A 21,450-nucleotide genomic window follows, 5' to 3' on the forward strand; every position below is an offset into this window, starting at 1 on the left:
GGTGTCCATCCCGCTGGACCAGCACTGGATCGAGGCCGTCATGCTCGCCGGCGTGCGCATGGTGGCCTTCCTGGTCATCGCCCCGCCGTTCTCCTACCGGGCGATTCCGGCACGGGTCAAGGCCATGCTCGGCGTGGGACTGGCACTCGCGGTCTCGCCGCAGGTGGCCGGGAACTACACCTCCCTGGACACCGCCGGATATTTCGGCGCACTGGTCCTGGAGCTGCTCACCGGCGCGCTGCTGGGGTTCCTGGTGCTGGTGGTGTTCTCCGCGGTGCAGTCCGCCGGCAACCTGATCGACTTGTTCGGCGGCTTCTCGCTGGCACAGGCCTTCGACCCGCAGTCCCAGGTCAACGGCGCCCAGTTCACCCGGCTGTTCCAGATGACCGCGCTGGCCCTGCTGTTCTCCTCGGACGGCTACCAGTTGATCATCGGCGGCCTGGTCCGTACCTTCACCGCGCTGCCGCTGGGCGGCGGCATCGATCTGGCCGAGCCGGTGCAGGCGATGACCACCGCCGTGACGCAGATGTTCCTGGCCGCGGTGCAGATTGCCGGGCCGCTGCTGGTGGTGCTGTTCCTGGCCGACGCCGGCCTGGGCCTGCTCACCCGGGTGGCCCCGGCGCTGAATGCTTTCGCTTTGGGGTTTCCGCTGAAGATCCTGCTGACCCTGACCTTCGGATCGGTGGTGTTCGTGGTGCTGCCCCGGGTGGTCTCCTCGCTGGTGCAGCAGGCCGTCGGCATGGTGCTGGGGGTGGGCTAGGTGTCGGACTCCGAGGAACGCACAGAACAGGCCACCCAGAAGCGGATGAAGGAGGTCCGCTCCAAGGGCCAGCTTTCCCGGTCCCAGGACCTGACCGCCTGGGTGGCTGTCGCCGCCGTCGCCCTGATGCTGCCCGCCACCGTCGCGCGCGCTTCGGAAGCCGCCGTCGAACAGCTCTTCGCCGTCCGCGCGGCGGCAGCCAATCCGGATCCGGCGGTGGTCCTGCAGGCGCTGGGGGACGGGCTCGGGTCCATCGGGCACGTCCTCGGCCCGCTGCTGGCCGTCGCCGTGCTGGCGGTGGTCATCAGCGCCGCCCTGCAGGGCGGGATCCGCTTCAAGAAGTTCAAGCTGGATACCGAGCCGCTGAACCTCATCAACGGGTTCAAGCGCACCTTCGGCCCGCAGGCGCTGTGGCAGGGCACCAAGGCACTGCTGAAGACCGCCGCCGTCGGCCTCGTGCTGTATTTGGTGGTCGTGGACCTGGTCCCGGTGCTGATGACCGCCGGCGGGCTTTCCGTCTCCGCGCTGCTGGACACGGCCGGGGCCGGTACCGCCACGCTGGTGCGGACGGCCGTGATTGCCGGGCTGGTGCTGGCCGCGGCCGATATCTTTGTGGTGATGCGCCGGAACCGGAAGAAGACCCGGATGACCAAGAAGGAGGTCCGGGACGAGAACAAGAACTCGGACGGCGACCCGCTGATCAAGTCCCAGCGCCGTTCCCGGCAGCTGGCCATGAGCCGCAACCGCATGATCGCCGCGGTGGGAGGAGCCGACGTCGTGATGGTCAACCCGACCCACTACGCCGTGGCACTGAAATACGAACCAGGCAAATCCGCCCCGCGCGTGGTGGCCAAGGGTGCCGGGACGATCGCAGCACGGATCCGCGAGGAAGCCGAGGCCAAGCGGGTGCCGATGGTCCGGGACGTGCCGCTGACCCGCGCGCTGCATGCCGCCTGCGAGATCGGCCAGGAGATCCCCGTGGAGTTGTACAACGCCGTCGCCCGGGTGCTGGCCTTCGTGATGGCGCTCAAGACCCGCGGCGCGGCCCAGGGCGTGCATACGCTGGAGCGGCCGGCACTGACCGAACCTGCCTTGACCGAAACTGCCACATCCCCATCCGGACTTAGGGATTGAAGATGAAACGCAACCTGCCCAAGCTCGCCGTACCCCTCGGGGTGGTCGGCATCATCATGCTGCTGGTCGTCCCCATTCCGGTGGGGCTGCTGGACTTCCTGATTGCGGTGAACATCCTGTTCGCCCTGGTGATCCTGCTGACCACCATGTTCGTGAAGAAGCCGCTGGACTTCTCCGTGTTCCCGTCCCTGCTGCTGGTGGCCACACTGTTCCGGCTGGGCCTGAACGTGGCTTCCACCCGGCTGGTCCTGGGCGAGGGTTACGCCGGCAAGGTGATCGAGGCCTTCGGACATGTGGCCGTGGGCGGTTCGATGATCATCGGCGCCGTGGTGTTCCTGATCCTGGTGGTAATCCAGTTCGTGGTGGTCACCAAGGGTGCCGAACGTGTGGCCGAGGTGGGCGCGCGCTTCACCCTCGATGCCATGCCAGGCAAGCAGATGGCCATCGACGCGGACCTGAACGCGGGCCTGATCACGGACAGCCAGGCGCGCGAGCGGCGCGCCGCGGTTTCCGCCGAGGCGGACTTCTACGGTGCGATGGACGGTGCCTCCAAGTTCGTCAAGGGCGACGCGATCGCGGGCCTGATCATCATCATCATCAACATCGTCGGCGGCATCGCCATCGGCATGCTCCAGCGCGGCCAGGACATGATGGACGCGGTCAATACCTACACGCTGCTGACCATCGGCGACGGGCTGGTCACCCAGATCCCCGCCCTGCTGATGGCCGTGTCCACCGGCATGATCGTGACCCGCTCCAACGCCGAAGAGGACATGGGCTCCACCGCCTCGTCCCAGCTGTCCCAGTCGCGTAACGCGCTGATGATCGCCGGCGGTGCGGCGATCGTGCTGGCGCTGATCCCCGGCATGCCCAAGATTCCGTTCATCCTGGTGGGAGCCGTGCTGCTGTTCGCGGCCCAGCGGATCAAGGCGGCCGAGGTGACCAAGGCCGACGACGACGCCGCGGCGGCTGCCGCTGCCGCCGCGGCCCCGGCGGCGGACAGCACCGAGGACCTGATCGAGCAGATGCGCGTGCACGCACTGGAGATCCAGCTCGCACCGGACCTGGTGGATCTGGTCTCCGGCGGGCCGGACGACCTGCTCGCCCGGGTGCGCGCGCTGCGCCGGAAGATCGCCATGGACCTGGGGATCGTGGTGCCGCCGGTGCGCACCCGGGACAGCATCGACCTGCCGTCTGCGACCTACGTGATCAGGATTGCCGGCGTCGAGGCCGGCCGCGGGCAGGCGCCGGCCGGGAAGGTACTGGCGCTGGGCGAGAACCTGGAATCGCTGCCGGGAACGGCCACCGTGGAACCGGTCTTCGGCCTGGCCGGCAAGTGGGTGCCGGCCGAGATGCGGCACAGCGCGGAAATGGCCGGGGCCACCGTGATCGACCGGGTCTCGGTGCTGGTGACCCACCTGTCCGCGATGATCACCAACAACGCAGCCCGCCTGCTGACCCGCGAAGATGTGCGCGTGCTGACCGAGGGGGTCAAGGCGGTCAATCCCGCCGCGGTGGAGGAGTTGGTGCCGGGCCTGTTGACCCTGGCCGAGGTCCAGCGCGTGCTCCAGGGCCTGCTGGCCGAGCAGATCCCGATCAACGACCTGCCGCGCATCTACGAGGCGCTGGCCCTGCGCGCACGGGTCTCCACCGAACCTGAGGGACTGATCGAGGCGGCCCGGCAGGCACTGGGCCCGGCACTGACGGCCCAGTACCAGGACGGCCCGCTGCTGCGCGTGATCATGATCGACCCGCTGCTGGAGCAGGGCATGCTCGAAGGCCTGCGTCCGTCCGAGCACGGCACCCAGATCCTGCTCTCCGCGGACCGCACCGAGGCAGTGGTGCAGTCGCTGCGGGAGTCGGTGGGCAATGTGGAGGCCAACGGACTGACGGCGGTGCTGGTCTGCGCGCCGGCACTGCGCCCGGCCATCCGGCGCCTGGTCTCCGCCCAGGCCGGAGGCCTGCCGGTGCTCTCCTACCAGGAGGTCACCGCTGCCAATGTGAACATCGAGACCGTAGGGGTGGTCCGTGTCGCCGACACGGTTGCAGCTTAAGGGCGCCTCGCTGGAGGAACTGCGCACGCAGGTGCTCGCCGAGTATGGTCCGGCGGCACGGATCGTGGCGGCCGAGAAGGTCACGGTGGGCGGCATCCGCGGCTACCTGGCCCGGCACCACTACGAAGTCACGGTGGAAATCCCGGACCCGCCGGCCCCGGGCACGGTGATCGAAGGCAGGCCGGATTCCGCGGCGGGACCCGGCCGCCGTGCCGCGCATGCGCTGGACGAACCGCGGCGGGCGGGCATCGCCGCGCTGCTGGCCGAGGCGGAGGCGCTCGAAGCCCAGCTGCACGGCCGGCCGCCCGAACTGAACGTCTCCACCAGCTCCGGCGGCTTCGCCGAACTGATGGATGACCTGACCTTCAACGCGGGCCGGACTTCCATCGCGCTGCCGGGCACCGGGTCCGGTGCGGCTGGGTCCGGCGTTGCCGTGCCTGATACCGCCGGCCCCGGTACTGTCGTGTCCGCCGTGTCCAGACAGCCAGCCCCGGCCGGGCCCGGCACGGACGCGGCCGGCGTTGCGCCCGTGCCGCTGGCCGGGGCCGGGGATTTGGTGGTGGTGGCAGGCTTGGGCGAGGACCCGCTGCACGTAGCCCGGTCCATGGCCGCCGTCGTCCGCGGACAGGGCCAGGCAGGGGAGCAGGGCGCCATCCTGGTGCCGCCGGAAGTCAAGGCCGGCGGTGCGCTCGCCGGCACCGTCCGCCGGCCGGTCCAGGACCGCAAGAGCGCGCTGGCCGCCCGGGCCCGGGGCGTCGAACACGGCCACAGCGTCTTTGTGGCGTTCGGCCTGGGCCGGGGTGGACCGGACCTGGACAGCTGGCTGCCGGTGCTGGCCGGACTCGAGGCGGACCAGCTGTGGGTGGCCGTGGACGCCGGCCGCAAGCCGGGGGATACCGCACGCTGGGTGCATCGGATCATGAGGGTGGCGGAGGTGGACGCCGTGGCGGTGGAGGGATCAGCGGCCACCGACACGCCGCAGACCGTCCTCGAGCTGGGTCTGCCCATCGGCTGGATCGACGGCGACCGCCCCTGAGGCGCAGGCTTCCGGTCCCTGGGGTTGCGATAGAGTGGGCAGGTGCTGGTACTGACACGCAAGCCTGGCGAGCGGATCCTGATCGGTGACGACATCGTCATCACCGTCCTTGACGCGCGCCGGGACGGCGTCCGGCTGGGCATTGAGGCGCCGAAGGGCGTGAAGATCCAGCGCGACGAGGTGCTGCGGGCCGTGACCGAGGCCAACGTCGCCGCTGCCGAAGCCGATCCCGACGCCGAGGCGCGGATCAAGGCGCTGCTGGGCCTGACGGCCGACGATGCCTGAACCAACAGTGCCCGCTCGGGCTCGAACGGAGTCTTTTTTGACCTGCCATGGCTGCCCGCGCTAATCTTGGTAGTCGTTGTGCGTGTCCAATCTCGATACGTCCTTGCCTGCGTGACGGCTCAGTTGCAGAGCCACCTGGTCCGCGGGCCTGGCCGGGAACCACTGGACCACTGGTCATTCAGTCCTCACCTGAAGTTCCGGTAGCGCATAGAAAACGTGCGTGCGTGTCCGTCAGGGCGCGCCGCTACCTTGAACACGAAACGAAGGCAAAAACCGTGCGTACGTACACCCCGAAGCCCGGCGATATCAACCGCCAGTGGCACGTCATTGACGCCACCGACGTTGTCCTGGGTCGTCTTGCCAGCCAGACCGCAACACTGCTGCGCGGAAAGCACAAGCCGACCTTTGCGTCCCATATGGATATGGGCGACTTCGTCATCATCATCAACGCCGAGAAGGTGGCCCTGACCGGCGCCAAGCTCGAACAGAAGCGTGCCTACCGCCACTCCGGTTACCCGGGTGGCCTCAAGTCCGTCAACTACGCGGAACTGCTGGACAAGAACCCGGTCCGCGCAGTGGAGAAGGCGGTCCGCGGCATGCTGCCGAAGAACTCCCTCGCTGCCCAGCAGCTGACCAAGCTGAAGGTCTACGCCGGCCCGGAGCACCCGCACGCTGCCCAGCAGCCCAAGACCTTCGAAATCACCCAGGTCGCCCAGTAGTCCTGGCCACCGACTAAGAAACTTATTCAAGGAGAATCGTGGCTCAGAACCCTGAAGAGCTGAACACCGCTGAGGAAAACCTCACCAGCTACACCTCGGAGACCCCGGCGGAGACCGCCGAGACCACCAAGCGCGAGCGTCCGGCGCTGACCGTCGGCGGATCCGCCGTCGGCCGCCGCAAGGAAGCCGTGGCCCGCGTCCGCCTGGTGCCGGGTACCGGCAAGTGGACCATCAACGGCCGCGACCTGGCGAACTACTTCCCGAACAAGCTGCACCAGCAGGAAGTCAATGACCCGTTCCGGCTCCTCGAGCTCGACGGCGCCTACGACGTGGTCGCCCGCATCGTCGGCGGCGGCATTTCCGGCCAGGCCGGCGCGCTGCGCCTGGGTGTGGCCCGTGCGCTGAACGAGATCGACCGCGAGAACAACCGCCCGACCCTGAAGAAGGCCGGTTTCCTCACCCGCGACGCCCGTATCATCGAGCGTAAGAAGGCCGGTCTCAAGAAGGCCCGCAAGGCCCCGCAGTACTCCAAGCGCTAAACCGGCGCTGTCCTGGCCGGATTCAAGTGGCCAGGCTTCCCGGACCCCGGTCGGTGGATTCTTCCACCGGCCGGGGTTCGGTGCGTTAACTCTCACAATCTGTGAGCCGACGCCGGCGCGTTCCGGACTTTTATGTCTGGCCTTCGGGCAGGAAGGCGGCGCCGTCCGCCCGGAACACGCGGATTTGTCCGGATCCGCAGCCTGCCACTGGGTATATAAGTCCAATCCGTGCCCGCCCGGAGACGGCACGCCACGGCCGCAGCCATGTCACGGTGTCATTTGGTCACGGTTCGCTAACGTAAACTGGTCTGCGATGTCTAGATTATTTGGAACCGACGGTGTCCGTGGATTGGCCAATGGACTGCTGACCGCAGAACTCGCGCTGCAGTTGGCGCAGGCCGCAGCGGTGGTACTGGGCCACCGCCAGGTGGAGGACGGCCGGCGTCCCACGGCGGTTATCGCCCGCGACCCACGCGCCAGCGGAGAATTCATCGGCGCAGCGGTGGAAGCGGGACTGGCCAGCGCCGGGGTGGACGTGTACAACGCCGGTGTACTGCCGACCCCCGCCGCCGCCTATCTGGTGGCGGACCTCAAAGCGGACTTCGGCGTCATGATTTCCGCCTCGCACAACCCGGCACCGGACAACGGCATTAAGTTCTTCGCCCGCGGCGGCCACAAGCTGCCGGACGAGGTCGAGGATGCGATCGAGGCCGAGATGGCCCTGCCGCGCCTCCGGCCCACCGGCGCCGGGATCGGCCGCATTCAGCGCTTCTCGGACGCCGAGGACCGCTACGTCGTTCACCTGCTGCAGACCCTGCCGGCCCGGCTCGACGGCCTGAAGGTGGTGCTGGACTGCGCCAATGGCGCGGCCAGCGGCTGCTCGCCCCAGGTCTTCAAGGATGCCGGCGCCGACATCGTGGTCATCGGAGCCGAGCCGGACGGGCTGAATATCAACGACGGCGTGGGCTCCACCCATATGGACAAGCTGCGGGCCGCCGTCATCGAGCACGGCGCCAATCTGGGCATTGCCCATGACGGAGACGCGGACCGCTGCCTCGCGGTGGACGAAAACGGCGAACTCGTGGACGGCGACCAGATCATGACGATCCTCGCGCTGGCGCTCAAGAACGCCGGAAAGCTCAAGGACGATGTCCTGGTGGCCACCGTGATGAGCAACCTCGGCATGAAGATCGCCCTGCGCGAGGCGGGTATCCGCATCGAGGAAACTGCCGTGGGGGACCGGTATGTGCTGGAAAACATGCGGGCCAACGGCTACTCGCTCGGCGGCGAGCAGTCCGGCCACGTGATCTTCCTGGACCACGCCACTACTGGTGACGGCGTATTGACCGGCCTGCAGTTGGCGGCCCAGATGGCTAGGACCAGCCGGCCGCTGTCGGAGCTGGCGGCCCAGATGACCCGGCTGCCGCAGGTGCTGATCAACGTCCGCGATGTGGACAAGGCCGCAGTTTCCAGCCACGAGGGCCTGCAGCAGGCCGTGGCGGAGGCCGGGGCGGCATTGGGCGAGACCGGCCGGGTGCTGCTGCGTCCCTCGGGCACCGAACCCGTAGTGCGGGTGATGGTCGAGGCCGCGGACATGGACACCGCACAGTCCACCGCCGAGCAGCTGGCCGCAGCAGTCAAGAAGTACCTCTCGCTCGAACAGGAACTCGCCAGCTGACCAAAGGCGCAAGCCCCCTGTCGCCACCCCCGTCGACTTGCCACTTGACGACCTTTTCAGGCCTGAGAACGTCGTTAAGTGGCAAGTGGATGGGGTTTCGGAAGGGGGATCGGTTTTCTTGGGCGAGCCACCCTTGAGCGGCCGGGTTATTCGGCGTCGACAATGACCACTTCGTAGGTCTTGGCCGTCGGCGGATTCCCGGTGTCGAACTTGGCGTTGACCACCAGCAGCTTCGCCCCGATCAGCGCCGCCGTGGTCGGGGTCTGGAACTGTCCGCTGGTGATCACCTGCTCCACGGCTCCGCTGCCCAGATCGGCGTCGAGCCGGATGCGGCTGACCTGGTTCTTGAAGTTCTGTACCGCCCACAGCTGGCGGTCCTGCAGCACGAGCCCGTCCACATAGGGCAGGTCAAGGCCGGAGATCTTCTTGCTGGCACCGGTTTCGGGATCGACGGTGTAGACCGCCTGATTATTGGTGTGCGCCACAATCAGCGTCCGGCCGTCGTCGGTGGCCGCGATTCCGTTCAGGTTGAAGCCATCTCGGACTTCCGCCGCCGGTCCGGTCAACTTCACGGTCCTGGCCTCGCCTGGTTTGCCGTCGTCGCTGATCGGGACGACGTACAGCTCGCCTTTGCGGGAGTTGGTGAACCAGGCGCCGGCGGGAGTCAGCACAACGTCGTTGATGAAGGATTCCTTGGCTTTGGCGAGCTGGAGCGTGGCGATGGTCTTCCCGCTGCCGGTGTCGTAGAAATAGCCCTGCCCGGTCGTCCCGCCGGCCACGGCCAGCAGGCTGTGCGCCTGGTCCGCTTTCATGCCCACCGCCATTCGCCCCGACGGCACGTCGATGAAGCGTTCGGCCCGGCGGTCGCCCAGATCGCCGCGGAAAATATCGCCGGCCACCAGGTCGCCGGCGAAGAAGGTATCTCCCTCAGCGGCGGCGATGCCCTCGGCCGAGGTGGCCCCGGGCAGCACGATGGTCGGTGCGGGTGTCGTCGACACCGCCGATGGGGAGGGGGACGTGTCGGAAGCATCCGGTGCGGCGCAGGAGGTGAGCAGCAGGGCGCCGGCGGCCACCAGTCCGGCCAGCCGGGCCGGCGACGAAAGGTTGCGGCTTGCAGTTGCCTGGATCAGCTGGGACATCGGGTACTCCCGTCCGGACGCCGGCGGGGAGCCGCCGGAGTTGGCATGCCTGTGTTCCAGCGTACGCCGGCGCCCGGCAGCAGGACAGGGGAGTGCTAGCTAGCGCGTCGGGCCTTCCCACCGCTCGCAAGCTCGCGGCGGTCCCTCAGCCCTAGCTGCGGACCTTCAGCGAGTCGCGGATTTCGGTCAGCAGCGCCACCTGCGGATCCACCGGCGCTTCCTCGGTCTGCTTGCCGATGCCGAGCTTGCGGTCGCGCAGGGCGATCAGCTTGTTCATCGGCATCACGATGACGAAGTAGATCGCCGCGGCAATCAGCAGGAAGTTGACCACGGCGGTGAGCAGGACGCCGAACTCCACCATGTTGCCGTTGAAGTTCCAGCGCGCGAACTCGTCGAAATTCGGGGACCCGACCAGGCCGGCGATGAACGGCATCAGCACGTTCTTGACCATGGCGTTGACCACGCTGCTGAAAGCGGCACCGATGACGACGGCGACGGCGAGGTCAACAACGTTGCCCTTCATGATGAAGTCTCTGAACCCTTGAAGCATGGAAGCCAATTTACCGGGGCGCCGGAACGGGAAGCGGACGATAGCGTTCCGGGCGGTGTGACTTCGCTTACTGTGGGAGGGAGAGCTTCAGCAGGAGGGGGCCATGATGACCGCAGCAGGCAGGGGCCCCGGGCATCGCTTCGGCGGTCCGGTCCTGGCCGGTGTCCTGCCGCGGCAGGCACCCCGGGTCCGGGCCTGTGCCGCGGAGCTGGCGGCCGTCCTGCACGTCCCGCTGGTGTGCGCCTACGCCGATCCCTCCGTCTTCCCGGTGTTCGACGACGCCGGGGCCGTGCGTCTGGCGCCGATCGATCCGGACGGCGACGACGCCGGCAGTGCGGCCGAGGCCGCGGAGCTTGCCGCGCTTCTGCGCGGAGAGCTGGAGCAGGCGCCGGTGGAATGGGAATTCCGCCGCCTCTGGGGCGAACCGGCGCAGGCCCTGCACCGGACCGCCGAGGAACTGGACGCCTCGCTGATTGTGCTGGGCACGCGTCAGCCGGGCCCGGGACACCACTTGGAGGAGTTGATCACCGGCTCGGTGGCCGGCCGCCTCGCACACCGCCAGGACCGGCCGGTCCTGCTGGTTCCCTAGGGCGCGTGGCTGCGCAAGGCGTCCCGGATATCGGTCAGCAGCGCGATCTGGGGATCCATCGCGTCCTCGGCCGGGGCGATGCCCAGCCGCCGGTCGCGCCGTTCGATGGCATGGTTCATCGGCGCGACCACCAGGAAGTAGATCGCCGCGGCCACCAGCAGGAAGTTGACCAGGACGGTCAGGAAGGCACCGAACTTGATGTCGTTGCCGTTGATCGTCACCACTCCGAAGCTGTCGAAGTTGGGCGATCCGACCAGGGCGGCAATCCGCGGCATGATGATGTTCCCGACCAGGGAGTTGATCACGGCGCTGAACGCGGCGCCGATGACCACAGCGACGGCAAAGTCGACGACATTGCCTTACATGATGAATTCCTTGAAGCCATGCAGCCCGTTGGACGCTGATCCCGCCCGCCGGGACCGGCAATGCCCGCGGCCGTCAGCGGTAGCCGGGCGCGGCAGGCAGGCCGAAATAGGTCTCCAGCGACTTCATGCCCTGCGCGGCCATGTCCGCGGCGACCTTTTTGCCGACATAGCGCAGGTGCCAGGCCTCGGGCGAGTAGCCGGTGACATCCTCCTGGCCCGGTTGGTAGCGCACGATGAAGCCGAACCGGGAGGCATTGGCCGCCGCCCAGCGTCCCGCCGCGGTGTCGGCGAAGCAGGCGCTCAGGTTGCAGCTGCCTGACGGATCGCCGATATCCACTACCAGGCCCGTCTGGTGTTCGGAATAGCCGGGCCGGGCGGAAATCTTGTCCGCCTCGGCCTTGCCGTTGACCTCGACCCAGTGCTGGTAGGTGGACACCTGTGTCTGGTAGGAGCGGAAGCCGCTGAGCAGGGTCAGCGGGACGCCGTCCGCCGCGGCCGCCGCGAAGAGCTGCTCGACGGCGTTGGCCACGGCTGCGCGGACCTGGGCTGTGTCCCCGCCCGGCCCGAGCGGTACTTGCGGCGCCCGCAGGTCCGCCGGAGCGTAATCCAGCGGCATCAGCGGCCGCGTCTTGTTGACGACGACGTCGAACTGCGCCGGGTCATCGTGTCCGCCGGCGGTCGGCGGCGGGGCGCTCTTGGTTGGCGGTGCCGTCCCGGTGGGTGCCACCGCCGTCGGCGAAGCACCCGCGGTGGCCCCCGCCGTCGTCGTGGGAGAGGAAAACGTAGCGGAACCGGCGCTCGGTTCCGCCGCCGGCGGTGCGGCAGGTGTGCAGGCCGGCAACAGCAGCATGAGGCCGGCGGCAAGGCCGGCGGACCGGAGGGAACGGGGAAATCTCATCATCAGGTCTTCCGCAGCAGCATCCGGCGGATCGAATGGTCTGCATCCTTGGTCAGCACCAGCTGGGCCCTGCCCCGGGTGGGCAGCACATTCTCCCGCAGGTTCGGTTCATTGATCCGCTTCCAGATATCCAGGGCCGTGGTCCGTGCCTCGTCGTCGGTCAGGGACGCATACCGGTGGAAGTAGGATTCGGGGTCGGCGAACGCGGACGAGCGCAGCTTCTGGAACCGGCGGACGTACCACTCCTCTATATAAGAGGTCTTGGCATCCACGTAGACAGAGAAGTCGAAGAAATCGCTGACCGCCAGCGAGGACCGCCCGTCCAGCTGCGGACGGGCCGCCTGCAGCACGTTCAGGCCCTCCACGATCAGCACATCCGGACGGCGGACCACCACTTCGCGGTCCGGCACGATGTCGTAGGTCAGGTGCGAGTACCAGGGGGCGCGGACTTCCTCGGCGCCGGACTTCACCTCGCTGACAAAGCGCAGCAGGGCCCGGCGGTTGTAGGACTCCGGGAAGCCCTTGCGTTCCATCAGGCCGCGGCGGATCAGCTCGGCATTGGGATAGAGGAAGCCGTCGGTGGTCACCAGTTCCACGTTCGGGGTCCCGGGCCAGCGCCGCAGCATCTCCTGCAGCACGCGCGCGGTGGTGGACTTTCCCACCGCCACCGAACCGGCCACGCCGATCACGAACGGGGTGCGGCGGAACTGTTCGCCGAGGAAGGTGGTGGTGGCCTGGTGCAGTTCGCCGGCACCGGCCACATAGAGGTTGAGCAGGCGGGAGAGCGGCAGGTACACCTCGCGGACCTCGTTCAGGTCCAGCTGCTCGCCCAGGCCGCGCAGCCGTTCGAGGTCCTCCTCGTCCAGCGGCTGCTCCAGCTCATGGGAAAGGCGGGACCAGGTCTGGCGGTCCAGCTCCACGAAGGGTGTGAAGTTACTCTCACCCGTGGACGCCGACGTCTTCAGTGTCGGTTCACTCACTTTAGAATTGTGCCTGTTCGGGCTGCCATTCCCCAAAATGACGGCACGGGGCTGGTATATGCCTCCGGACGCGTCCTGCGCGGCGCACCCGGCGGGGACAGGTACCCTTGATCGCATGTGTGGAATCGTAGGTTATGTGGGCCGCGGCGGCTCGGCAGGCACTCTGGCAGGTCCCGAGGGGCATGGTGCCCTGGATGTGGTGTTGGAGGGGCTGCGCCGCCTCGAGTACCGGGGTTATGACTCCGCCGGCGTCGCCGTCATCACCGGCAACGGGATCGAAAGCCGGAAGAAGTCCGGCAAGCTGACGAACCTGCTCGACGAACTGCAGGCTAATCCGTTGCCCGAGTCCCTCACCGGCATCGGACACACCCGCTGGGCCACCCACGGCGGACCGACGGACCGCAACGCCCACCCGCACCTGGCCGACGGTGGCAAGCTCGCCGTCATCCACAATGGCATCATCGAAAACTTTGCCGAGCTCAAGCGCACCCTGTCCGCCCAGGGCGTTGAGTTCGTGTCCGAGACGGATACCGAGGTCGCCGCCGCGCTGATCGGCGAATTGTTCCGCGGCGAGGCCGGCGGTGACCTCACTCGGGCGATGCAGCTGGCCTGCCAGCGGCTGGAGGGCGCCTTCACCCTGCTGGCCATCCACCGGGACCAGCCGGACACCGTGGTCGCCGCACGGCGCAACTCCCCGCTTGTGGTCGGCCTGGGCGACGGCGAAAACTTCCTCGGCTCGGACGTTTCCGGCTTCATCGACTTCACCCGGCGGGCGGTGGAGCTGGGCCAGGACCAGATCGTCACCATCACCCCGGACAGCTTCGAGGTCACCGACTTCAACGGCAAGCCCGCGCAGGGCCGTGAATTCCAGGTTGACTGGGATGCCGCCGCCGCGGAAAAGGGCGGGTTCGCCTCCTTCATGGAGAAGGAGATCAACGACCAGCCCGAGGCCGTGGCCCAGACCCTGCTCGGCCGCGCCGGCCTGGACGGGAAGCTGCAGCTGGACGAACTACGCATCGACCCGTCCCAGCTGAAGGCAGTGGACAAGATCATCGTGCTGGCCTGCGGCACCTCCGCGTACGCCGGCCAGGTGGCCAAGTACGCCATCGAGCACTGGTGCCGTATCCCGGTGGAGGTGGAACTGTCCCACGAGTTCCGCTACCGGGATCCGATCGTGAACGCCAATACCCTGGTGGTGGCCATCTCCCAGTCCGGCGAGACCATGGACACCCTGATGGCCGCGCGCTACGCCCAGGAACAGGGCGCCAAGGTGCTGGCCATCTGCAACACCAACGGCTCCACCATCCCGCGCGAGGCCGACGCCGTGCTCTACACGCACGCCGGTCCGGAAATCGCTGTTGCCTCCACCAAGGCCTTCCTGGCCCAGATCACCGCGGCCTACCTGCTGGGCCTGTACCTCGGGCAGCTGCGCGGCAACCTGTTCACCGGGCAGATCCGGGACATTCTGGCGGACCTGGCCAAGGTGCCGGCGAAGATCCAGACGGTGCTCGACGATTCGGACCAGGTCAAGAAGCTGGCCCGCACCATGGCCGATACCCGCTCGGTGCTGTTCCTGGGCCGCCACGTCGGCTTCCCGGTCGCGATGGAAGGCGCGCTCAAGCTCAAGGAGCTGGCGTACATCCACGCCGAGGGTTTTGCCGCCGGCGAGCTCAAGCACGGGCCGATCGCCCTGATCGAGGAGGGCCAGCCGGTCTTCGTCATCGTCCCGTCCCCGCGCGGCCGCAATTCGCTGCATGCGAAGGTGGTGTCGAACATCCAGGAGATCCGGGCCCGCGGCGCGAAGACCATCGTCATTGCCGAGGAAGGCGACACCGCGGTGCAGGCCTATGCCGAGCATGTGTTCTACATCCCGGAGACGCCCACGCTGCTGGCGCCGCTGCTGGCCACCGTGCCGCTGCAGGTCTTTGCCTGCGAGCTGGCCACGGCCAAGGGCTACGACGTGGACCAGCCGCGGAACCTGGCCAAGTCCGTCACGGTCGAGTAGGCATCGGCCCGCAGCCGAAAGGAACCGCCGTGATCGTAGGCATCGGCGTGGACGTGGTGGACGTGCCGCGCTTCCGGCGCCAGTTGGAGCGCACTCCCGGGCTGCGGGACCGGCTGTTCACCCCTGCCGAACGGGAGCTGAACACCCGGTCGCTGGCTGCGCGCTTTGCCGCTAAGGAGGCTATCGCCAAGGCGCTGGGCGCACCGGTGGGGATGAACTGGCAGGACTGCACGATCTGCGTGGACGATGCCGGGGATCCTTACCCGGAGCTCACCGGCACCGTTGCCGCCGCGGCCGAGGCCCGGGGAGCGCTCATCTGGCACCTTTCCATGAGCCATGACGGAGATCTGGCCACGGCGATGGTGGTGGCCGAACGGTAGCCCCATAGGGTAGTAAGGTTACAGACCTTATTGGCGGATTTTGGGAGTGCAGCATGGAAGTTTGGCCCGGGCAACCGTACCCTTTGGGCGCCACCTACGACGGCAACGGCACCAACTTCACCCTGTACAGCAACGTGGCCGAGAGTGTGGTGCTGTGCCTGTTCGACGACGAAGGCAATGAGACCCGGGTCAGGATGCGGGAGGTCGACGGCTACGTCTGGCACTGCTACCTGCCCCAGATCATCCCCGGGCAGAAGTACGGTTTCCGCGTACACGGCCCCTATGACCCGGAGCAGGGGCTGCGCTGCAACCCGAACAAGCTGCTGCTGGATCCCTATGCCAAGGCCGTCCACGGGGAGATGGACTGGGACCAGTCCCTGTTTGGCTACAACTTCGGCGACGAGGACTCGCGCAATGACGAGGACTCCGCCGCGCACATGATGCTCGGCGTCGTGGTCAACCCGTTCTTCGACTGGGCCGGGGACCGCAAGCCACGCACGCCCTACCACCGTTCGGTCATCTACGAAGCCCACGTCAAGGGCCTGACCGAACTGCATCCGGACGTGCCCGAGGAACAGCGCGGAACCTACGCCGGCGTGGCGCACCCGTCCGTGGTGGCGCACCTGCAGAAGCTGGGCATCACGGCCCTCGAGCTGATGCCGGTGCACCAGTTCGTCAATGACAGCACGCTGCAGGACAAGGGACTGTCCAACTACTGGGGTTACAACACCATCGGTTTCTTTGCCCCGCAGAACACCTACAGCTCCACCGGGGACACCGGCCAGCAGGTCCAGGAGTTCAAGGCCATGGTGCGCACCCTGCATCTGGCCGGCATCGAAGTGATCCTGGACGTGGTGTACAACCACACCGCCGAGGGCAACCACCTCGGTCCCACGCTGTCCTTCCGCGGCATCGACAACGCCTCCTACTACCGGCTGGTCGAGGACGACAAGCGCTACTACATGGACTACACCGGCACCGGCAATTCGCTGAACGTGCGCAGTCCGCATTCGCTGCAGCTGCTGATGGACTCGCTGCGCTACTGGGCCACCGAGATGCATGTGGATGGGTTCCGGTTCGATCTGGCCAGCACGCTGGCCCGCGAGTTCTACGACGTGGACCGCCTCTCGTCCTTCTTTGAAATGGTGCAGCAGGATCCGGTGGTGTCCCAGTGCAAGCTCATCGCCGAACCCTGGGACGTGGGCCCCGGCGGATACCAGGTGGGCAACTTCCCGCCGCTGTGGACGGAATGGAACGGCAAGTTCCGGGATACGGTGCGCGATTTCTGGCGCGGCGAGCCGGCGACGCTGGGGGAGTTCGCCTCCCGGATCACCGGCTCGGCGGACCTGTACGAGGACACCGGCCGCCGTCCCTTCGCCTCGATCAACTTCGTCACCGCCCATGACGGTTTCACGCTGCGGGACCTGGTCTCCTATAACGAGAAGCACAACGAGGCCAACGGCGAGAACAACCGCGACGGCGAGTCCCACAACCGCTCCTGGAACTGCGGCGCCGAGGGCCCCACCGAGGATCCGAAGGTGCTGGGATTGCGGGCCCGGCAGCAGCGCAACTTCCTCGCCACGCTGCTGCTCTCCCAGGGCGTGCCGATGATCTCCCACGGGGACGAGCTCGGCCGGACCCAGGACGGCAACAACAACACCTACTGCCAGGACTCGGAACTGTCCTGGATCCACTGGGACGCGGTGGACCAGCCGCTGCTGGAGTTCGTAGCCGCGGTGAACCGGCTCCGTGCCGAGCATCCCACCTTCCGCCGCCGCCGCTTCTTCGACGGCCGGCCGGTGCGCCGGGGTCAGGGCGAGGCCCTGCCGGACATCGACTGGCTGGGCACCGACGGGCTGCCCATGCAGCCCGAGGACTGGGATTCCGGGTTTGGCCGCTGCATCGGCGTCTTCCTCAACGGCCAGGGCATCAGGGGACTGGACGAGCGCGGCGAGCGGATCACCGACGTGAATTTCCTGGCCTATTTCAATGCCCATGACGACGAGGTGGTCTTTGTGCTGCCGTCCAAGGAATACGCCCAGCACTGGGATGCGGTGATCGATACCGCCGGCGAGCATGCCGAGTCGACGGCGCTGCGGGCGGGCCGGAAAATCACCCTGCAGGCCAAATCCATGGTGGTGCTCCGCTCCCACCAGGAACCCGATGTGGAACCGGACCACTCGGTGGCTGCCTCCCTGGCGGCGCTGGCCGGGTCCAAGACGGCGAGCCCGAAGTCTGCCCAGTGAGGGCCCCGGTTTCCACCTACCGGCTGCAGATCCGCCCCGGCTTCGATCTGTACGCCGCGGCCTCGCTGGTGCCGTATCTGCGCCGGCTGGGCGTGGACTGGGTCTACCTGTCGCCGATCCTCACGGCCGAGCCCGGCTCGGACCACGGCTATGACGTCACGGACTTCTCCGCGGTGGATCCGGCCCGCGGCGGCGCGGCCGGACTGCAGGCGCTGTCCGACGCGGCCCATGCCGCCGGCCTGGGCGTGCTGGTGGACATTGTGCCCAACCACATGGGCGTGGCCACGCCGGCGAACAACAGGTGGTGGTGGTCCCTGCTGGCCGAGGGCCGCGGCAGCCGCTACGCCGAGGCCTTCGACGTGGACTGGGCTGCGGCCGGCGGCCGGATCCGCCTGCCGGTGCTGGGGGATGGCCCGGACGAGCTGGACCGGCTGGAACTGGTGCGCGGCACCGGCCCGGGCAGTGCCGGCGTCGAACTGCGCTACTACGACCACCGCTTCCCGGTGGCCGAAGGCACCGCCGGCGACGGCGCCACCGCCCGCCAGGTGCACGACCGGCAGCATTACGAACTGGTCAGCTGGCGCCGGGCCGACGCCGAACTGAACTACCGACGCTTCTTCGGCGTCAATTCGCTGGCCGGCGTCCGTGTGGAAGTCCCGTGGGTGTTCGAGGAATCCCATGCCGAGATCCGGCGCTGGTTCGCCGAAGGGCTGGTGGACGGGCTGCGGATCGACCATCCGGACGGCCTGGCGGATCCCGCAGGCTACCTCGACCGGCTGCACGGGCTCACCGGCGGGGCCTACGTGCTGGTGGAGAAGATCCTGGAGCCGGGGGAGCAGTTGCCCGGGCGCTGGCGCTGCCAGGGCACCACCGGCTATGACGCGCTCGCCGAGGTGGACCGGCTGTTCACCGATCCGGACGGCTGCCGCGAACTGACCGCCGCGGCGCAGCCGGTGCCCTGGCCCCGGATGATCCACGGCACCAAGCGCGCCATCGCGGACGGATTGCTGCATTCGGAGGTGCAGCGGCTGGTGCGGCTAGTCCCCGCCTCGGCCGGACTGGCCCCGGAGCTGGCCGCGGACGCCCTCGCCGAGCTGCTGGCCTGCTTCCCGGTCTACCGCAGCTACCTGCCCGACGACGGCGCAGGCTACCTGGCCGAGGCCGCCGTGGCCGCGCGCATCCACCGGCCGGACCTGGCGCCGGCGCTCGCGGCGCTGCTGCCGCTGCTGGACCCGGGCGCCACGCTGACCGAACTGGCGGTGCGTTTCCAGCAGACCTCCGGCATGGTGATGGCCAAGGGCGTGGAGGACACCGCGTTCTACCGCTATACGCGCCTGACCTCGCTCAACGAAGTTGGGGCGGACCCGTCCGTGGACGCACTGGACCCGTTCGGCCTGCACGCCGCGCTGATCCGGCGCCAGCAGGACCAGCCGCTGGCGATGACCGCCTTGACCACCCACGACACCAAACGCAGCGAGGACACCCGGGCGCGGATCAGCACGTTGTCCGAAGAACCGCAGCTGTGGCTTCAGCACCTGCAGCGGCTCGACAACGCCGCGCCGCTGGGGCACCGGCCCTTCGCCGACCTGTTGTGGCAGGCCTTGCTCGGTGCCTGGCCGCTGGATCCGGAACGCGCCCATGCCTATGCGCTGAAGGCCGCCCGCGAGGCCGGCGATGTGACCCGCTGGACCGAGCCGGATGAGGACTTCGAAAAGAAGCTGGCGGCCGCGGTCGAGGCCGCCTTCGGCGACACCGGGGTTGCCGCGGTCCTCGAGGAGCTGGCCGGGCGGCTGCGGCAGGCAGGCTGGACGAACTCGCTCGCGGCCAAGCTGGTACAGCTGGCCATGCCCGGTGTGCCGGATGTCTATCAGGGCACCGAATTCTGGGACCACTCGCTGGTGGACCCGGACAACCGCCGGCCGGTGGATTTCGATGCCCGCAGCCAGGTGCTGGCGCAGCTGGATGCCGGCACCGGCCCGGTGCCCGGCATCGACGCCGGCGCCGCGGCCAAGCTGCTGGTGGTCTCCCGCACCCTGCGGCTGCGGCGGGACCGCCCCGGACTCTTTACCGGCTACGAGGCGGTGGCGGCCAGCGGACCGGCGGCGGACCACGTCTTTGGATTCGACCGCGGCGGCGCGGTGGCCCTGGCCACCCGGTTGCCGCTGCGTTTGGCGCGCGACGGCGGCTGGCGGGACACCGCCGTCGTCCTGCCGCCGGGCCGCTGGCGGGATGAACTGACCTCACGCGCCTTCGCCGGCGGCACGCTGGCGGTGTCCGAGGTATTCGCGCAGCTGCCGGTGGCGCTGCTGGCCCGGGAGGATGCATGAGCGCGGAGGCCAGGGATTTTGCCGTCTGGGCGCCGGAAGCCGGACGGGTGGACCTGGTGGCCGGGCCGGACGCCCGCCCGGTGCCGCTGGGGCGGGCGGACCAGGGCTGGTGGCGGCTGCCGGCTGCCGCGCAGCTGCCGGCCGGCGAGCTGGACTACGGGTACAGCGTCGACGGCGGTGCGCCGCTGCCGGACCCGCGCTCACGGCGCCAGCCGTCCGGCGTGCACCGGCTCTCGCGCACCTTCAATCCCTCCGCCCACCGCTGGCAGGACGGCAGCTGGCGCTCGCCGGGGCTGAACGGCGGGGCCATTTACGAACTGCACGTGGGCACCTTCACGCCCGAGGGAACCTTGGACGCCGCGGCCGGCAAGCTGGAGTACCTGGCCGGACTGGGCGTGGACTTCGTCGAGCTGCTGCCGGTCAACGCCTTCAACGGCACCCACAACTGGGGCTACGACGGTGTGCTCTGGTATGCGGTGCAGGAGCAGTACGGCGGGCCGGCGGCCTATCAGCGCTTCGTCGATACCGCCCATCGGCACGGGCTCGGCGTCATCCAGGACGTGGTGTACAACCACCTCGGCCCCAGCGGCAACTACCTGCCGCAGTTCGGCCCCTACCTGAAGCCCGGGGACGCGAACACCTGGGGAGACAGCGTGAACCTGGACGGACCGTGCTCGGACCAGGTCCGGCAGTACATCGTGGACAACGCCCTGATGTGGTTCCGCGACTACCACGTGGACGGACTGCGGCTGGACGCCGTGCACGCGTTCCGCGACGAACGCGCCGTGCACCTGCTCGAGGAACTGGCCACGGCCACGGACGCCTGCGCCGCCGAACTGGGCAAGCCGCTGTTCCTGGTCGCCGAATCGGACCTGAACAACCCGCGGCTGCTCGAATCCCGCACGGTCAACGGCTACGGGCTGGCCGGCCAGTGGAGCGACGACTTCCACCATGCGGTCCATGTGAACCTGACCGGGGAGACGTCCGGCTACTACGCTGATTTTGACTCGCTCGGGGCGCTGGCCAAGGTCCTGACCGGCGGGTTCTTCCACGACGGCAGCTACTCCTCCTTCCGCGGGCGGCACCACGGCCGGCCCATCGACAAGGCCCGGGTCAACGCCCACCAGTTGGTGGTGTGCACCCAGAACCATGACCAGATCGGCAACCGTGCGGCCGGAGACCGGCTCTCCGCCACGCTGGGCTATGGACCGCTGGCGATGGCGGCGGTGCTGAACCTGGCCTCGCCGTTCACTCCGATGCTGTTCATGGGCGAGGAATTCGGTGCCTCCACACCCTGGCAGTTCTTCACCTCGCATCCGGAACCGGAGCTGGGGGAGGCCACCGCGAAGGGCCGGCTGCGCGAGTTCACCCGGATGGGCTGGGACCCGTCCGTGGTGCCGGATCCGCAGGACCCGGCCACCTTCACCCGCTCCAAACTGGACTGGTCCGAGGCCGGCAAAGGGGATCACGCGCGGCTGCTGGCGCTGTACCGCGAGCTGATTGCGCTGCGCAAAAAGATCCCGGACCTGAGGAATCCGGATTTCGGCGCGGCCACCGTGGACTTCGACGAAGACGCACGCTGGCTGGCCCTGCACCGCGGGACCGTCACCGTGGCGGTCAATTTCTGCACCGCGGCCCAGGATCTGGGACCCGGGATCGGCGAACTGCTGCTGGCCACCGACGACGGGATCCAGTTGAAGGACGGCGGGGTGCACCTTCCGGCCGGCTCGGCAGCCATCCTCCGCCGCCAGTAGGAACTGGCTGGC

The 21,450-nt window shown here is 68.3% G+C and carries 18 protein-coding genes and 1 pseudogene; 14 read left to right on the forward strand and 5 right to left on the reverse strand.

All coding sequences use genetic code 11. From position 1 onward, the window contains the following. Window position 1 precedes the first annotated feature (1 nt). The 8 genes from LVY72_RS07030 to glmM all read left to right on the forward strand — a co-directional run bounded on the left by LVY72_RS07030 (window position 2) and on the right by glmM (window position 8,205). Complete coding sequence (locus LVY72_RS07030; RefSeq protein WP_237819104.1) at window positions 2–760, forward strand: flagellar biosynthetic protein FliR; 759 nt, start codon at window positions 2–4, stop codon at window positions 758–760. Further along, window positions 761–1,894: an EscU/YscU/HrcU family type III secretion system export apparatus switch protein gene (locus LVY72_RS07035; RefSeq protein ID WP_237819105.1), complete on the forward strand. Its 1,134-nt coding sequence runs from the start codon at window positions 761–763 to the stop codon at window positions 1,892–1,894. A 2-nt stretch (window positions 1,895–1,896) separates the two neighbouring features. Next, window positions 1,897–3,948 (forward strand): flagellar biosynthesis protein FlhA, encoded by a 2,052-nt coding sequence (locus LVY72_RS07040; protein ID WP_237819107.1) that lies wholly within the window; start codon window positions 1,897–1,899, stop codon window positions 3,946–3,948. Beyond that, a complete protein-coding gene (locus tag LVY72_RS07045) occupies window positions 3,923–4,984 on the forward strand; it encodes a hypothetical protein (protein ID WP_237819109.1) in 1,062 nt (353 codons plus the stop codon). Before LVY72_RS07040 ends, LVY72_RS07045 begins: the two co-directional genes overlap by 26 nt. Before the next feature lie 42 nt (window positions 4,985–5,026). Continuing rightward, window positions 5,027–5,269, forward strand: a complete 243-nt coding sequence (gene csrA / locus LVY72_RS07050; RefSeq protein ID WP_237819111.1) for a carbon storage regulator CsrA — start codon at window positions 5,027–5,029, stop codon at window positions 5,267–5,269. Between the two features lie 275 nt (window positions 5,270–5,544). Further along, a complete protein-coding gene (gene rplM, locus LVY72_RS07055; protein ID WP_237819362.1) occupies window positions 5,545–5,988 on the forward strand; it encodes a 50S ribosomal protein L13 in 444 nt (147 codons plus the stop codon). 38 nt (window positions 5,989–6,026) lie between these two features. Continuing rightward, window positions 6,027–6,527 carry a 30S ribosomal protein S9 gene (rpsI, locus tag LVY72_RS07060; RefSeq protein ID WP_237819112.1) on the forward strand — a complete coding sequence of 167 codons (501 nt, stop codon included), beginning with the start codon at window positions 6,027–6,029 and terminating at the stop codon, window positions 6,525–6,527. A 313-nt stretch (window positions 6,528–6,840) separates the two neighbouring features. Then, entirely contained in the window at window positions 6,841–8,205 is a 1,365-nt protein-coding gene (gene glmM / locus LVY72_RS07065; protein WP_237819114.1) for a phosphoglucosamine mutase, read from the forward strand. A gap of 146 nt (window positions 8,206–8,351) precedes the next feature. On the opposite strand, the gene LVY72_RS07070 is transcribed toward glmM, so the two are convergent. Then, window positions 8,352–9,344, reverse strand: coding sequence for an SMP-30/gluconolactonase/LRE family protein (locus tag LVY72_RS07070; protein WP_237819116.1), 993 nt, complete (start codon window positions 9,342–9,344; stop codon window positions 8,352–8,354). A gap of 151 nt (window positions 9,345–9,495) precedes the next feature. Next, on the reverse strand, window positions 9,496–9,894 hold the full coding sequence (gene mscL / locus LVY72_RS07075) for a large conductance mechanosensitive channel protein MscL (RefSeq protein WP_237819118.1): 399 nt from the start codon (window positions 9,892–9,894) through the stop codon (window positions 9,496–9,498). 103 nt (window positions 9,895–9,997) lie between these two features. Here mscL (LVY72_RS07075) and LVY72_RS07080 point away from each other — a divergent pair, with 103 nt between their 5' ends. Continuing rightward, on the forward strand, window positions 9,998–10,483 hold the full coding sequence (locus LVY72_RS07080; RefSeq protein WP_237819120.1) for a universal stress protein: 486 nt from the start codon (window positions 9,998–10,000) through the stop codon (window positions 10,481–10,483). Here LVY72_RS07080 and mscL (LVY72_RS07085) read toward each other — a convergent pair. The 3 genes and pseudogenes from mscL (LVY72_RS07085) to coaA all read right to left on the reverse strand — a co-directional run bounded on the left by mscL (LVY72_RS07085) (window position 10,480) and on the right by coaA (window position 12,711). Further along, window positions 10,480–10,848, reverse strand: a pseudogene (mscL, locus tag LVY72_RS07085) (large conductance mechanosensitive channel protein MscL). The gene LVY72_RS07080 and the pseudogene mscL (LVY72_RS07085) sit on opposite strands and share 4 nt — an antisense overlap. Before the next feature lie 73 nt (window positions 10,849–10,921). Then, window positions 10,922–11,749 (reverse strand): M15 family metallopeptidase, encoded by an 828-nt coding sequence (locus LVY72_RS07090; RefSeq protein WP_237819125.1) that lies wholly within the window; start codon window positions 11,747–11,749, stop codon window positions 10,922–10,924. Beyond that, window positions 11,749–12,711 carry a type I pantothenate kinase gene (coaA, locus tag LVY72_RS07095; RefSeq protein WP_269092290.1) on the reverse strand — a complete coding sequence of 321 codons (963 nt, stop codon included), beginning with the start codon at window positions 12,709–12,711 and terminating at the stop codon, window positions 11,749–11,751. Before coaA ends, LVY72_RS07090 begins: the two co-directional genes overlap by 1 nt. Window positions 12,712–12,841: 130 nt before the next feature. On the opposite strand from coaA, the gene glmS reads away from it, so the two are divergent. Genes glmS through treZ form a run of 5 tightly spaced genes read left to right on the forward strand, consistent with a single transcriptional unit; the run spans window position 12,842 to window position 21,438 of the window. Continuing rightward, entirely contained in the window at window positions 12,842–14,731 is a 1,890-nt protein-coding gene (gene glmS / locus LVY72_RS07100; RefSeq protein WP_237819129.1) for a glutamine--fructose-6-phosphate transaminase (isomerizing), read from the forward strand. Between the two features lie 29 nt (window positions 14,732–14,760). Then, window positions 14,761–15,111 carry a holo-ACP synthase gene (locus LVY72_RS07105; protein ID WP_237819131.1) on the forward strand — a complete coding sequence of 117 codons (351 nt, stop codon included), beginning with the start codon at window positions 14,761–14,763 and terminating at the stop codon, window positions 15,109–15,111. Window positions 15,112–15,164: 53 nt separating this feature from the next. Continuing rightward, window positions 15,165–17,357, forward strand: a complete 2,193-nt coding sequence (glgX, locus tag LVY72_RS07110) for a glycogen debranching protein GlgX (protein WP_237819133.1) — start codon at window positions 15,165–15,167, stop codon at window positions 17,355–17,357. Next, window positions 17,354–19,684, forward strand: coding sequence for a malto-oligosyltrehalose synthase (gene treY, locus LVY72_RS07115; RefSeq protein ID WP_237819135.1), 2,331 nt, complete (start codon window positions 17,354–17,356; stop codon window positions 19,682–19,684). The genes glgX and treY overlap by 4 nt, the downstream gene beginning before the upstream one ends. Beyond that, entirely contained in the window at window positions 19,681–21,438 is a 1,758-nt protein-coding gene (gene treZ / locus LVY72_RS07120; protein WP_237819137.1) for a malto-oligosyltrehalose trehalohydrolase, read from the forward strand. Before treY ends, treZ begins: the two co-directional genes overlap by 4 nt. Window positions 21,439–21,450: the final 12 nt, after the last annotated feature.

Origin of the sequence: Arthrobacter hankyongi (genome assembly GCF_022012395.1) — a bacterium.
Lineage (GTDB): Bacteria > Actinomycetota > Actinomycetes > Actinomycetales > Micrococcaceae > Crystallibacter > Crystallibacter hankyongi.

Excerpts from the sequence above, each read along its gene's own strand:
- mscL (WP_237819118.1), bottom strand. The coding sequence starts at position 9,894 with ATGCTTCAAGGGTTCAGAGACTTCATCATGAAGGGCAACGTTGTTGAC.
- LVY72_RS07040 (WP_237819107.1), top strand. The coding sequence starts at position 1,897 with ATGAAACGCAACCTGCCCAAGCTCGCCGTACCCCTCGGGGTGGTCGGC.
- LVY72_RS07090 (WP_237819125.1), bottom strand. The coding sequence starts at position 11,749 with ATGATGAGATTTCCCCGTTCCCTCCGGTCCGCCGGCCTTGCCGCCGGC.
- treZ (WP_237819137.1), top strand. The coding sequence starts at position 19,681 with ATGAGCGCGGAGGCCAGGGATTTTGCCGTCTGGGCGCCGGAAGCCGGA.
- glgX (WP_237819133.1), top strand. The coding sequence starts at position 15,165 with ATGGAAGTTTGGCCCGGGCAACCGTACCCTTTGGGCGCCACCTACGAC.
- LVY72_RS07070 (WP_237819116.1), bottom strand. The coding sequence starts at position 9,344 with ATGTCCCAGCTGATCCAGGCAACTGCAAGCCGCAACCTTTCGTCGCCG.
- LVY72_RS07080 (WP_237819120.1), top strand. The coding sequence starts at position 9,998 with ATGATGACCGCAGCAGGCAGGGGCCCCGGGCATCGCTTCGGCGGTCCG.
- glmM (WP_237819114.1), top strand. The coding sequence starts at position 6,841 with ATGTCTAGATTATTTGGAACCGACGGTGTCCGTGGATTGGCCAATGGA.
- glmS (WP_237819129.1), top strand. The coding sequence starts at position 12,842 with ATGTGTGGAATCGTAGGTTATGTGGGCCGCGGCGGCTCGGCAGGCACT.